Source organism: Oleiphilus sp. HI0061 (genome assembly GCF_001635675.1).
The window spans coordinates 1-13,979 of the sequence record NZ_LWFE01000302.1; the positions used below are offsets into that span (position 1 = coordinate 1).

General features: G+C 46.6%; 13 protein-coding genes. 9 read left to right on the forward strand and 4 right to left on the reverse strand.

The window, feature by feature from the left end; all coding sequences use genetic code 11:
- Positions 1-145 precede the first annotated feature (145 nt).
- The gene (locus A3735_RS03900; protein WP_068513483.1) at positions 146-3,250 is read right to left on the reverse strand and encodes an efflux RND transporter permease subunit; all 3,105 of its coding nucleotides are present in this window, start codon (positions 3,248-3,250) and stop codon (positions 146-148) included.
- Entirely contained in the window at positions 3,247-4,476 is a 1,230-nt protein-coding gene (locus tag A3735_RS03905; RefSeq protein ID WP_068513481.1) for an efflux RND transporter periplasmic adaptor subunit, read from the reverse strand. Before A3735_RS03905 ends, A3735_RS03900 begins: the two co-directional genes overlap by 4 nt.
- 118 nt (positions 4,477-4,594) lie before the next feature.
- Here A3735_RS03905 and A3735_RS03910 point away from each other — a divergent pair, with 118 nt between their 5' ends.
- The 3 genes from A3735_RS03910 to A3735_RS03920 all read left to right on the forward strand — a co-directional run bounded on the left by A3735_RS03910 (position 4,595) and on the right by A3735_RS03920 (position 7,590).
- Positions 4,595-6,391 carry an ABC transporter ATP-binding protein/permease gene (locus A3735_RS03910; RefSeq protein ID WP_068513478.1) on the forward strand — a complete coding sequence of 599 codons (1,797 nt, stop codon included), beginning with the start codon at positions 4,595-4,597 and terminating at the stop codon, positions 6,389-6,391.
- 72 nt (positions 6,392-6,463) lie between these two features.
- Positions 6,464-6,871, forward strand: coding sequence for a DUF6524 family protein (locus A3735_RS03915; RefSeq protein WP_068513474.1), 408 nt, complete (start codon positions 6,464-6,466; stop codon positions 6,869-6,871).
- 47 nt (positions 6,872-6,918) lie between these two features.
- Positions 6,919-7,590 carry an OmpA family protein gene (locus A3735_RS03920; RefSeq protein ID WP_156490355.1) on the forward strand — a complete coding sequence of 224 codons (672 nt, stop codon included), beginning with the start codon at positions 6,919-6,921 and terminating at the stop codon, positions 7,588-7,590.
- Positions 7,591-7,658: 68 nt separating this feature from the next.
- Here the strand turns inward: A3735_RS03920 and A3735_RS03925 are convergent, their stop codons facing one another.
- Entirely contained in the window at positions 7,659-8,273 is a 615-nt protein-coding gene (locus A3735_RS03925) for a DUF2780 domain-containing protein (RefSeq protein ID WP_068513472.1), read from the reverse strand.
- A 123-nt stretch (positions 8,274-8,396) separates the two neighbouring features.
- Positions 8,397-10,082 carry a 2-isopropylmalate synthase gene (gene leuA / locus A3735_RS03930; protein WP_068513469.1) on the reverse strand — a complete coding sequence of 562 codons (1,686 nt, stop codon included), beginning with the start codon at positions 10,080-10,082 and terminating at the stop codon, positions 8,397-8,399.
- A gap of 168 nt (positions 10,083-10,250) precedes the next feature.
- Here leuA and A3735_RS03935 point away from each other — a divergent pair, with 168 nt between their 5' ends.
- From A3735_RS03935 to A3735_RS03960, 6 genes are all read left to right on the forward strand, one after another.
- A complete protein-coding gene (locus tag A3735_RS03935; protein WP_068512117.1) occupies positions 10,251-10,727 on the forward strand; it encodes an Lrp/AsnC family transcriptional regulator in 477 nt (158 codons plus the stop codon).
- Between the two features lie 73 nt (positions 10,728-10,800).
- Complete coding sequence (gene queC, locus A3735_RS03940; protein WP_068512115.1) at positions 10,801-11,457, forward strand: 7-cyano-7-deazaguanine synthase QueC; 657 nt, start codon at positions 10,801-10,803, stop codon at positions 11,455-11,457.
- A 19-nt stretch (positions 11,458-11,476) separates the two neighbouring features.
- Positions 11,477-12,304 (forward strand): symmetrical bis(5'-nucleosyl)-tetraphosphatase, encoded by an 828-nt coding sequence (locus A3735_RS03945; protein WP_068512112.1) that lies wholly within the window; start codon positions 11,477-11,479, stop codon positions 12,302-12,304.
- Positions 12,294-12,707, forward strand: a complete 414-nt coding sequence (locus tag A3735_RS03950; RefSeq protein ID WP_068512109.1) for a DUF423 domain-containing protein — start codon at positions 12,294-12,296, stop codon at positions 12,705-12,707. The genes A3735_RS03945 and A3735_RS03950 overlap by 11 nt, the downstream gene beginning before the upstream one ends.
- A 37-nt stretch (positions 12,708-12,744) precedes the next feature.
- Positions 12,745-12,945: a sulfur carrier protein ThiS gene (gene thiS, locus A3735_RS03955; RefSeq protein ID WP_068512106.1), complete on the forward strand. Its 201-nt coding sequence runs from the start codon at positions 12,745-12,747 to the stop codon at positions 12,943-12,945.
- Positions 12,946-13,031: 86 nt separating this feature from the next.
- Complete coding sequence (locus tag A3735_RS03960; protein WP_068512104.1) at positions 13,032-13,829, forward strand: thiazole synthase; 798 nt, start codon at positions 13,032-13,034, stop codon at positions 13,827-13,829.
- Positions 13,830-13,979 lie beyond the last annotated feature (150 nt).

Below are 13,979 nucleotides of genomic sequence, written 5' to 3' on the forward strand. Positions count from 1 at the left end.
CCCTCTGAACAATATTGCTACCTGGAACAGAGCCAAAGTAGCAATCAGCTGAGTGGGCAGGCACTCTCTTATATCGAAGATAAAGAACTTATACTCGAGACGGAAGATCAAGCCATGATTAGCCTGGCACACCGCTACTGCCAGTTTAGTCGCTAAGTGCTTGCTTGCGAAACAGTCTCTGTATATCGGCAATCACCAAATAATTTACCGGCACCAGCACTAGGGTAATTAAGGTAGCGAAAACAATACCAAAGCCTAAAGAGACCGCCATCGGAATCAGAAACTGAGCCTGGGTTGACTGTTCAAACAGCAATGGCATCAAACCAAAGAAGGTGGTCAAAGAGGTAAGAATAACTGGGCGGAATCGTGCAGCAGCTGCACCGCTAACTGTTAGCAATAAGTCCCTGCCTTCCTTGCGGCGCTTGTTAACAAAATCCACCAGAACCAAGCTATCGTTCACGACAATTCCCGTAAGCGCCAACATTCCCAGCAAGCTAATTAGCGTCAGGTCCATCCCTATAATCCAGTGCCCGGCAATGGCTCCGATTGCGCCAAAAGGAATCACCGCCATGACGACCACCGGCTGCAAGTAAGACTTAAATGGGATCGCCAATAAGCTATAAATTATAAACAGCACAAATAAGACGCCCCATTTCAAGCTCCCGAAAGACTGGCGCTGCTCTTTCGCTTCACCTTCCATACTGTAGCTCACACCCGGAAACTGCCCAAGCTGCCGGTCAATATAATCTCGTAGCTCCTGTTGCAACACCAACATATTGGTTGCTTGTTTGTCGACATCAGCCCGAACGCTAATAGTACGCTTCAGATTCAAACGACTAATAACAGCCGGCGTTGACTCTGCTCGTAAGCTCGCGACTTGAGAGAGCGGCACAGCACTTCCCTGGGCATTACGAATCAAGAATTCTTCCAGTGAACGAATAGACTGCCGATCACTCTTCGGATAACGCACCACAACCCTGATATCATCACGACCACGCTGAATTCTTTGCACCTCGTAGCCATAAAAGGCTTCACGCACCTGAGACATAATATCCTGACGTGTCAGGCCTAATACTGAAGCCTGAGGCAAAAGCACTATCTCAATCGCCTCTTTACCGTCTGAATAGCTATCGGAAATATCAAATACCCCCGGGTAGCTTGCCAACTTTTCTTTTATTAGCTCAGCAATACCTGAGAGAGCATTAAAGTCCTGCGCACTCAGCTTGATATCAATCGGGTCACTGACTCGACCAATTTCAGCACGATAAGTTAACTTCTCTGCGCCCGGCACATGGCCAATTAATGCACGCCACTCATTAACCAGCTCGCGACTGGTGATATCCAAAGTACGCTCTTCTGGCGGCGTAATTTCAAATATCACGCGCCCAATATGGCTCGAACCACCAGAAGAGCCAGTTGTTGCCATGATATTTCGAATCACCGCCTCGCCTTCCAGGTGATACTTATCCTGAAGCTCACGGGCAGCTCCCAGCATTGACAAGACATATCGATCAGTCACTTCGACGGGTGTTCCTATAGGCATTTCCAGGTTAGCACGTGCCAACTCACTTTGAACCTTCGGGAAGAATATGAACTTCATCCACCCAGTCGAAACCAAGGCATACAAAATAAATAAGAGACCAAAACTAAGCGCCAGACAAAGGTAGCGATACTTCAAGGCCAACTGAAGTGCTGGCTGATAGTAGTGCAAGACAACACTTTCAAAACCGTCGGCAAAGCGCTGCTGAAAACGAGATAAGCCAGCCACCAAGGCTGAGCTTTGATTTTGAGGTTGTAGCTTAATTCGCTTCAAGTGAGCTGGTAAAACAAGCTTGGACTCAATTAGAGAAAATACCAATATAGGAATCACAACAACCGGAATCGCCGCAAACAATTGCCCGCGCACGCCTTCAATAAACGCAATGGGAAGAAAAGCTGCGATCGTCGTTAAAATACCAAAGGTTACCGGAACTGCGACTTCTTTAGTGCCATTGATCGCGGCTTCCAAACCTGACTCAGAACGCCGCAGGTGAGAGTATATATTCTCGCCGGTAACAATGGCGTCATCGACGACTATCCCCAGAATAACAATAAAGCCGAAGAGGCTAATCACGTTAATGGTAATATCGAACAATGGCATCACTAACAATGCGCCCATAAAGGAAACCGGTATACCAATGCAGACCCAAAAAGCAATGGCAGGACGCAGAAACAAAGTCAGCAAGAGCAGGACTAATATACCGCCCTGTATGGCATTATCTGAAAGCGTTTTCAGACGCTTTTTAACGATTTTTGAGCGGTCATGCCAAGCATCAAGCTGAACGCTTTCGGGTAATGAAGACTCAGCTTCCTGCAAATAGGCCCTGACTTTATCCGCCACATCGATAGCACTTTGCTGACCGACACGATAAACATCGACCAAGGCCGCCGGCCGACCATTAAAGCGGGTCAGTATGGCGCTTTCCTCAAAGCCATCATTAACACTGGCCAAGTCTGCAACCGTGACGCTACTACCATCAGCTCGACTCAGCACAGGAATCTGCTCAAACTCTAGTTTGTTATAAGCCTGCCCACTAGAGCGAATCAGAATTTCACCGCCATTACTTTTTAAGCTTCCGGCAGAGATATCTCTTGAGTGTTGCTGAATCGCCAAAGCCACTTGCGACAGACTCAGTCCATACTTCTGTAATACCCGCTCGTTAACTTCAATGCTAATTTCATAATCACGCACACCGTCTAATTCAACCTGGGTAATCCCTTCAATATCAAGCAATTGATCACGTACATGCTGTGCCTGTTGGCGAATTTCCCGTTCCGATAAATCGCCAGACACCGCGACACTAATAACTTCCCGTTTCCGCTTGCTTAAACTCACCACAGGCCGCTCTGCATCCGCAGGCAAATTATTCACCGCATCAATGCGATTCTTTATTTCTGTTAGCAAAGTCTGTGGGTCGTAGTTGTCATCCAGAGTAATAATCAGAAGGGACTGCCCCTCACTGGCATTACTCACTACATCCTCTATACCCTCTAGGTCTTGCACGGCTTCTTCGAGTTTTATGCTGACACTGGTCTCGACATCTTCTGGCATCGCTCCCGGGATCGCGATGGTGACGCGCACCGAGCGCGGTTCTATACTGGGAAACACCTCCAAAGGAATTGAGAAATGCAATGAGCCTAGACCTAAAGCCAGAATGGTCAGCAACAATAAATTTGCCGCAACATCATTTCGAGCAAACCATGCAATCAAGGCGATTCTCCTTGATGCTTGTCTGCAGCGCCCTCTACTCGCTTATCGATCGCCACGCGCGTACCACTCGTCACTTGCCCCAAAGGTGTTCTAACTAGCAGGTCGCCAATATTTAAACCAGATTCAATCAGGCTAAGTTCCTCATTGCGCCAACGAACGTTTACTTCCCGCCTGGCAAGCACATCCTGTTTTTCTATTTTCTCTACAACATAGACATACGTGCCCTGATAGATCGCCGAATTCGGCACTAATATCGCCTCATCTATAGTTTTCCCTTGTATGTTTGCATGCAAATATTGTCCAACCTTTAGCGCTTGTACCGGCCTTTCCGATTTCTCAGAAGTGAGCGGCTTCACTATTTTTGCCAGCGCATAGATTTGTTGGTTTTCAGCATCAACCAGCGCCTCAGTACCGACAATCATTGCTTGCCAATATTCAGCTGGTACAACTAAGGAGTTCTCGATGCGGACATAAGCTGATGAAGAGGTATCCTGATAGCTCTCTGATGAAGGTAAGTCCAGAAATGCGAGATCCCTACTAGCTATGGGTAAGCTAAGCTCCAAAGACTCACTAGAATAAAGCTCTGCCACGGGCGTGGAAGTACTGATGACACTGCCTTTATTGACGAAGGTTTCTATCAAACGACCATCATAGGGTGCTCGAACTTTAGTTCTTTCCAAGTTTTTCTGCGCCAAGGATAGCTTGGCTTTAGCCGTCTCCAACTTAGCCTTGGCCGCTTTTAGCTGAGGATAACGCAGCGCATAATCACGCGCCGGTGTACTATTGATTTTTTCTTGGGTACGCCAATCCCGAAGTGCTTGCTCGGAACGCGCTTCCTCCTCCGCCAGAGCTAACTCCGCATTAGCCAAATCACTACGCGCAGTTTGCAAGCTCACCTCATATTCAAGCGGATCGATCACCAACAGGACTTGACCCTCTTGGACAAAAGCACCCCGCTGAAAAGCAGGGCTGACCTTTAAAACCTGTCCCGAGACCAGGGACAACAGATTCGTCCGGGTATTAGCCTTCAGAACACCATAGGACTCTACCGTGACCTGAAAGTCCCGAGGCGCTATTTTATCCACTTCGACCAATAAAGGATTTGCCTTTGAAGGACGCCCCTTGCTCGCGGGTGGTTGCGACTGACTTATCTGATAGGCCAACAAAAGGCATAGCAACAACACTACAATTGGCGCTAGTACTTTAACTAATCGCTGAGCTGACAAAACTAAGTTCTCCTAAAATAGAGGGCGTCGAATAGTAAGATCATATCTGATCCATTGCGCTTTGGCACTTATCCCTTTTACGCTACACTAAGCGCTTTCTTTCCTTAGGATACTTCACATGCGCGGTATGCGTTCAGACTTTGACCCCAATCGAGAAATTGACTGGTCAATCATCAAGCAAATCATTCCCTACCTTTTGGAATACAAGCAGCGCATCGCTCTCGCTCTGTTATGTCTGGTTGCAGCAAAAGTCGCTAGCGTTACCATGCCCTTTATTCTCAAGCACGTCGTCGATGACCTAGACCAACAACTAGCTGATAATGAACTATCCCTGCTCGTTGTACCTTTGGGCTTATTACTCGCCTACGGTCTGGTACGGCTGATGAATGTGTTACTAGGCGAAATCCGCGACACCTTATTTGGGCGCGTAACCGAAAGAGCAATGCGTCGCGTAGGGCTGAAGGTTTTCGAACACCTTCATGCATTGAGTCTGAGCTTTCACTTGAACCGCCAAACGGGTGGTTTATCTCGCGACATTGAGCGCGGCACAAATGGCATTAGTTTTTTGATGCGCTTTCTGGTGTTTAATATTGTCCCCACCTTTCTCGAACTGTTTCTGGTCATGGGTATTTTATGGCAACAATATCGCTTCGAGTTTGCCTTGATCGTACTGATATCAGTCATCGCCTATGTCTGGTTCTCCAAGACCACCACTGACTGGCGCACCCAGTTTATTCGCGAAGCGAATCAGGCTGACAGCAAAAGTAACACCCGGGCAATTGATAGCCTACTCAACTATGAAACCGTTAAGTACTTTACTAACGAGCAATATGAAGCGGACCTTTACGATAAAGAACTAGAAAAGTGGGAGCAAGCAAAGCGCAAAAACCGTCTCACTTTATTTGCACTGAATGGCGGACAAGCACTGATCATTTCTTCATCGCTAACCGCCATGCTGGTACTGGCAGCTCATGAAGTCAGCACCGGACGTATGACTTTAGGTGATTTCGTATTGGTTAACGCCTTTATGATGCAAATATTCCTACCCTTAAACTTCTTGGGCTTCGTCTATCGAGAGATCAAAAGCTCGATGACCAATATAGAACGTATGTTTGGCCTGCTTAAAGAAGCACCTTTGGTTGTCGACACGCAAAACGCTCAGCCCCTGACAGTATCAAACGGGAAGATCGAGTTTAAAGATATTTCCTTTGCCTATGAGCCAAGTAGAACGATTCTGAGCAATCTCAGTTTTACCGTGCAGCCAGGAGAAAAAGTAGCGCTTGTTGGTAGCAGCGGCGCCGGAAAATCAACTATCGCGAAGCTACTATTTCGTTTTTACGACACCAGCAAAGGTGCGATTCTGATTGATGATCAGAACATTAAGCACTGCGCCCAACACAGTTTGCGCGCAGCGATTGGCGTAGTGCCTCAAGACACCGTTCTATTTAATACCAGCCTGATTGAAAACGTACGCTATGGTCGCCCTGGTGCAAGCGATGCAGAAGTAAAGCACGCAATCGAACTTGCTCATTTGAAAGACTTTGTTGAGGGCTTACCCAAGCAATATGAAACTCAAGTCGGGGAAAGAGGTCTTAAACTTTCCGGTGGCGAGAAACAACGTGTTGCCATTGCCCGAACCATCCTCAAGAACCCGGCAATACTGCTATTTGACGAGGCAACCAGCTCGCTTGATAGCGCATCTGAGTCCGCAGTGATGGAGGCAATCAGAGAAGTATCGGCAGGTAAGAGCAGTCTAGTTATCGCCCACCGCCTTTCCACCGTTGTCGATGCTGATCGTATTATTGTCATTGATAAGGGTGGCGTGGTCGAGCAAGGAAGCCACCACTCTCTTATCAAAGCGCAAGGTCTATATGCCCAATTGTGGGCTTTGCAGCAGAACGAACAAGGTATCTAATTGGTAAGTATTTATAATGTGCATTGCTTATTATACTAAGAAGATAAATATTCTTTAACAGGTTCCCATTGAATGAAGAGCATTACATCCAAAGGCATCGCGATTCGCTTCGTTTTCGCTTTATTACTTGTATTATTGAGCTACAACCCAAGCACCTTTTCTTATTACCACTGGTTGCTCTCTTCTATATCAGAACCAACACCCTGGTTAGCCTTATCAGCAGTCGCCTTAATCATTGGCTGGGTTATTTACGTTAGAGCTACGCTAAAATCTTTAGGGCCCGTCGGGCTCACCCTCGCAGCGCTGCTCGTCGCGATTATTATCTGGGCATTAATCGATATTGGCTTAATTAGCCTAAGTGAACCCAGTGCTTTCGTCTGGTTATTAGAAATTTTTATATCTGCAATTCTATGTTTGGGCATGAGCTGGTCTCATATTCGGCGCAGGCTATCCGGACAAGTTGACGTAGACGAAGTCTAAGCACCTTTTAGCACTATTTATATATACGGAAATAATGGAGCAAACTCATGTTGAATAAGAAAATCGTAAGCCTTACTGTTCTAGCATCCTTAACCAGTGCTTGTATGACCTATGACCCTTATACCGGTGAAGAAGAAGTATCAAGCGCAACGACAGGCGCAGTGACCGGGGCAGTCGCGGGAGCACTGATCGGGGTTGCAACCTCGAGTAAGTCTGACCGAGGCAAAGGCGCACTTATTGGTGCCGTTGCCGGTGGCGCTATTGGTGGTGGTGCGGGTTATTACATGGACCAGCAAGAAGCAAAACTAAGGCACCAGCTAAAAAATAGCGGCGTAAGCGTTAAGCGTGTGGGCGACGAAATAATCTTAGTGATGCCTGGCAACATTACCTTTGAAACGGGTAAGTCGGATTTACAGGCCAGTTTTGAGAAAATCATTCATTCTGTATCACTGGTCTTAAAGGAATTTGATAAGACTGCAATTGAAATCACCGGGCATACAGACTCCACTGGCGCGCTATCGTTTAATCAGACTCTCAGCGAACAGCGTGCTAACAGCGTTAAGTATGCACTCCAGACTCGTGGCATTGCCTCTGGGCGCATTCACTCTTCGGGTAAAGGGCCACGCTTCCCAGTTGCTTCTAATGACACTGCCGAAGGCCGTCAGGCTAATCGCCGTGTAGAATTAAAGCTACTTCCTTTAGAAAGCGCAGGAAAGTAAAGCCGTCACTTATCGCAATAAAAAAGGGCGCTCATAGCACCCTTTTTTATTCGTAATTTGCGATAGAACTACAAAATTGCACCTAAGCCTTTCTGTAGTAAACCACCAATATCGATACCTGAACCTTGCTCATCAGATGACTTAGAGTCTCCAGAGAAATATTCAATGGCCATCTGTGCGAACTTCAGCACCATATCCGGGCTCAAGCCTAAGGCTTCAAACTGTTTTGTGACTTCTCCTAGCGCGCCTAGTGAACCTGATGCGCCACTTACTTTAGACAGTATGCCACCTAAGCCCGCGCCTGAGCTATCACCCAAACTCGGCGCAGCCGCCAACATACCCTCAATACCAGGAATGCCTTCACTCAAAGAACCAAACTCATCGCCTGAAAGAGTTGTCTGCGCCAACTTTAACAAAGCACCCATTCCACCTTCAGCCTGGTCACTAGAAACTCCCAACCCTTGAGTCAAAGTAGGCAATAACCCCATCGCCATATCAACCATAGAACCCGTCTCAGATGCTTCTGCTGGCACCTCTTCACTCGCAGCTTTTGCTACTTCATTTGTCATGGTAGTTTGAGCAACTGGAGCCGCCTCTTTCTTACCAAAGATCGAGTCAAAAAAGCCCGCGGATGCTGTGCTGGCAGAGCTTAGCATTACTGCAAATAAAAGTGTTTTCTTCATATCGTTCCCTATTGTTATTACTCAGTAAAAATTATGATGAGCTGATGCTATCACAATTTTTCCCTTCACCCTCCTTCAATCAGGCTACCTTGCAAATTATTAACCTGCTAAAAGTTTAGTCGGCTATAAAGTGCCAGTAAGTCTATTGCTGGCTCCGTTTTGCTTGGCTATAAACTGATTATAAGCACTCATCACTGCATTCAAAGATGCCGTAACAATATCCTCATGAATCGCCACCCCCGAGAAGCGCTGGCCATTGATGTTGACCTGAACATAGGTCACTGCTTCAGCATCGGTCCTATGATCAAGCGCATGTTCAGAATACTCCAATACCTTCATATCACACGAAAATTGCGCATTCATGGCATCAACATAAGCATCCATCAAACCATGTCCCTGACCTGATACATTCACCGAACCTTGAGCAGTAAAGATCTGGGCCTCGATACTGTCATGCGTTGAGCGCTTCATCTCAAAAGGCCCTAGATGCACTGGAGACTGCTGTTCAATATATGTTTCCCTGAAAAGCGCCCAGATTCTATCGGAATCAACTTCACCTCCGCTAAGCTCCGCTTCTTTTTGTACTGCTGAGCTAAATTCCACCTGTAACCAGCGAGGCAAATTCAAGCCATAATCACGCTCTAGGCTATATGCGATACCGCCTTTGCCCGATTGCGAGTTAACACGAATAACCTCCTGATAACTACGCCCCAAATCAGTCGGGTCTATCGGCAAATAAGCAACTTGCCATGGATCTTCTTTTTTACGCACAGACAAGCATTTTTTAATCGCATCCTGATGACTGCCAGAAAAAGCGGTAAACACCAAGTCGCCAGCGTAAGGGTGTCGAGGGTGAACATCTATTTGTGTACACGCCTTAACTGTATGGATAATTTCATCCATATCAGAGAAGTTCAATTCAGGGTCGATACCTTGGCTATACAGATTCATCGCCATGGTAATGACATCCATATTTCCCGTTCGCTCGCCATTCCCCATCAAGGTACCCTCAACTCGTTGGGCTCCGGCCATAACAGCTAGTTCTGCTGCAGCCACACCACAACCTCGATCGTTATGGGTATGCACGCTCAAGATAATAGCGTCTCGACGTTTAACGTGACTTCCAAACCACTCAATTTGGTCAGCAAAAACATTCGGCGTAGACACTTCCACCGTGGCAGGCAAATTAATGATACAGGGCTTTTCTACACTTGGTTGCCACACATCAGTTACCGCATCGACGACTTCTACCGCGAAATCGACTTCTGTCCCGGTAAAGCTCTCTGGTGAATACTGGAAAACCCATTCTGTTTCTGGCGCTTTTTCTGCTTCGCCTAGAACCTTTTGGGCACCCGCTACGGCGATATCAATAATACCTTGCTTTCCAAGCTTGAAAACCTGCTCCCGCTGTACCGTAGAAGTGGAGTTATAAACGTGAACAATCGCTCTACGCGCACCTTTCAAAGACTCAAATGTCCTCTCGATTAACTCGGGCCGTGCCTGGGTCAAAACCTGCAAAGTTACATCATCCGGGACCTGTTGCTCTTCAATCACCCAACGAACAAAGTCAAAATCAGGCTGCGATGCCGCTGGAAAGCCGACTTCAATTTCCTTAAACCCTACCTTGACCAGCAACTTGAACAAGCGTTTTTTCTGCTCAACTGACATGGGTTCTATCAAGGCTTGGTTTCCATCCCGAAGATCGACACTTGACCAAATCGGCGCACGCTCAATATGCTGATTAGGCCACTGGCGCGAGGGCAACTCTATACGAGGAAAAGCCTGATATTTACGGTGGTCAAATGACATCGCGATGCTCCTATACCTTACATTTCTAGAGAGATGAGTACTGCTCAACAATAGGGATATTATATGCGTCAATATGTAGTTATAGATTGCTTTTATTTCTTATTTGAACCAGACTTAAGCAATAAATAACCTTTTAAGCAACCTTTATTAGCATATATATCTAATCCTATGATCAAGATTGATAGAACTGACCGGCGCATACTTGACGCTCTACAGAAAGATGGAAGGATCAGCAATCTTGAATTAGCTGAAAAAGTCGGCCTATCACCCTCTCCCTGCTCACGAAGAGTCAAACAACTAGAGGAAAGCGGCCTCATATCTAAAACCGTCACTTTATTAGATAGAGAAAAGTTGGGGCTAAAGCTCACAGCTCTAGTACAAATCAGTATGGATAGACATACTAACGACCGCTTTGATACCTTTGAGGAAACATTGAGCGATTGCCCGGAGGTACTCTCATGCATGCTAATCACCGGGCAAGCTGCGGACTATATGATTGAAGTATTGGTGAGTGACATGGATGCCTATCAAGCTTTCCTCTTAGGCAAACTAACACGCATACCCGGCGTTACCGGTGTTCATTCCAGCTTTGTACTAAGAAAGATTATCGATCGAACTTCTGTTCCCTTGAACCATCTGGCCTAAGCCCGCTGTCTTTTTCCAGTTCACAGAGATAAAATGCCACACAATTCAACTGTAAGGACTATATGAGGAAGCTATGAGCGATAAAGTCGTTGTTATCTATTCCGGCGGAATGGATTCATTCACCCTGTTAAATCAAGCGATTGCTCAAGGTAAGAAAGTTTACGCCCTGTCTTTTAACTATGGTCAAAAGCATTCTAAAGAGCTTCACTACGCACAGAAGGTATGTGACGACTTAGGCCTGCCTCATAAAATTGTCGACATCACCGCAATCCATCAATTATTACTCGGCTCCTCACTCACGGATGACATTGAAATCCCTGAAGGGCATTATGAAGAAGAAAGCATGAAATCGACGGTGGTCCCCAACCGTAATATGGTAATGCTTTCTCTTGCGATCGCTTATGCAGTTTCAATAAAAGCCAGTGCCGTCTACTACGGCGCCCACGGTGGTGATCATGCTATTTATCCGGATTGTCGCCCTGAGTTTATCGAAAAGATGGATGCGGTTTCTAAAATCGCTAACTACGAAGCGGTTGATATTATTGCACCTTTTCAGGATATCAATAAGACAGAAATACTGAGCAAAGGGCTGGCAATGGGACTTAACTACGGTAAAACCTGGACATGCTATAACGGCAGAGAAAAGGCCTGTGGCAAATGCGGTGCTTGCCAAGAGCGACTCGAAGCGTTTTCAGAAAATAGCGCTGCCGATCCCCTTCCCTACGAATAATAACTAACAAGGAAAGCTTATGGCTCGTTATGCCATCGGTGACGTTCAGGGCTGCTATCAAGCACTCACCCGTCTACTCGACCAGATATCTTTTGACCAGAACCGTGACGAACTATGGTTCGCAGGAGACCTTGTAAATCGAGGCCCCGACTCGCTTGACTGTCTGCGCCTGATCAAAAGCCTGGGTAACCAAGGCGGACATCCTGCCAAGGTTATTCTTGGTAATCATGACCTTCACTTATTGGCTACCTACTATTTAAAGCGCCAGCCTAAAAGAAAAGACACCTTTGCTGAAATTTTTGCAGCAGATGACTGCCATGAATTGATGACCTGGTTACGCCATCAACCTCTAATGATATGGGATAAAGAGCAGAAGCTTGCAATGAGTCACGCCGGCATTCCTCATATATGGTCAACAGAGCAAGCCTATCGTTACAATCAAGAAGTTTCCAATGAGTTATGTCGCGGAGATTACGAAGCATTCTTTGACCTGATGTATGGCAATGAGCCCGCACTCTGGTCTGAGCACCACACGGGCATGATGCGCCTGCGTGCTATTACAAACTACTTTACCCGCATGCGCTTTGTTAAACAAAACGGTGCGCTCGACTTTGCCGTCAAAGAAACCCTCGACGATGCCCCCGATAACTATGTCCCCTGGTTCAGCCTGCCTCGGCCCGACAACACCATGCTAATATTCGGACACTGGGCGGCACTCTCGGGTAATACAGGGCTCACTGGCGCAAACAAAGACCAATTTCAAGCTATCGATACCGGCTGCGTCTGGGGTGGTTCACTTACTGCTTTAAACATCGATACTAAAGAAAGGTTCGCTTATGAAGCCTAATTCCCAGCTTATGATAGGCGCATTGCTATGCATGCTAGCAGTGATCTTGGGTGCTTTTGGCGCTCATGGCTTAAAAGCGATGATTAGCGAGCGCATGCTAGAAGTGTATCAAACGGGTGTTCATTATCAGATGTTTCACTCATGCGGGATTCTAGTGGTCGGGATATTGAGCCTGTTCAAGGAAGCTTCCCCTCTGCCACATTCGCAAAAGCTTTTAAACGCAAGTTATAGCTTCTTCCTGCTTGGCATCATAGTGTTTTGTGGTAGTCTCTATGGGCTTGCATTCAGTGAGGCATTTACTGGCGAAGCAGTCCGTCTCTTAGGGGCTATAACGCCTTTTGGAGGCCTGAGTTTTATTGCTGGTTGGCTGTGTCTTTTTCTAGCCTTTAGAAAAGCCAACTAGACCGCGTTATATAGATATACCCTGGTGGAAAACGACAATGATGATAAACCTGAATGGCGAACCCTATGAGCTAAGCACTTCACTCAAGCTGAGTGAACTGGCACAGCACCTGGATCTCGAGGGAAAACGCTACGCCATCGAAGTAAACGAAGAAATAATTTCCCGTAGTGAACACGATACCTACGAAGTAAAAGAAGGTGATAAGGTAGAAGTGGTCGTCGCAATTGGCGGTGGCTAGACATCTGAAGACCTTCTTTCAAGATTAGAAAAATCACTCAATATATTAGCACGCACTACAACCCAAGCAGCAATTAGAGTACAGCTATGACAGATACAACGAATATTAATACGCCTTTAACCGTTGCCGGTAAAACCTACCAATCTCGCTTGTTAGTTGGCACGGGAAAATACAAAGACCTGGAAGAAACACGCTTGGCCATAGAGGCTAGCGGTGCTGAAATTGTCACCGTTGCCGTTCGCCGCACCAATATCGGCCAGAACAAGGACGAGCCCAACCTACTTGATGTTATTTCACCTGATAAATACACCATCCTGCCCAATACTGCGGGCTGCTATACCGCTAAAGATGCAGTGCGAACATGTAAGCTCGCACGCGAACTATTGGGTGGACATGACTTGGTAAAGCTTGAAGTACTAGGCGATCAAAAGACTTTATTTCCTGACGTAACAGAAACATTGATCGCAGCAGAGGAACTGATAAAAGACGGCTTCAAGGTCATGGTTTATACCACTGACGATCCACTTGTTGCTAAACGCCTTGAAGAAATGGGCTGTGTTGCGGTCATGCCTTTGGGTGCTCCGATTGGCTCTGGCCTTGGCATTCGTAACCCCTACAACATCAAGCTAATTCTCGAAAATGCGAAGGTGCCAATATTAGTTGATGCTGGTGTTGGTACAGCCTCAGACGCAAGTATCGCGATGGAGCTAGGTTGTGATGGCGTACTCATGAATACAGCAATTGCTGCAGCTCAAGACCCTATCCTAATGGCCCAGGCTATGCGCCTGGCAGTAGAAAGTGGTCGAGCGGCTTATCTTGCTGGCCGTATGCCACGTAAGTTATACGCTTCAGCCTCTTCGCCAATAGAGGGCTTGATCGTCTAGTCATATTGACTCAAGATAGACCTTAATACTTATTTAGTGATTATTTATAGGAAACGCTGAGAATGCCGGACCAGCCGACAAGCAATACCCCTAATAGCAAGACAGAAAAAAGCAACAAGCCTAATCGTCGCCAGCAAATTCTGGAAGTGC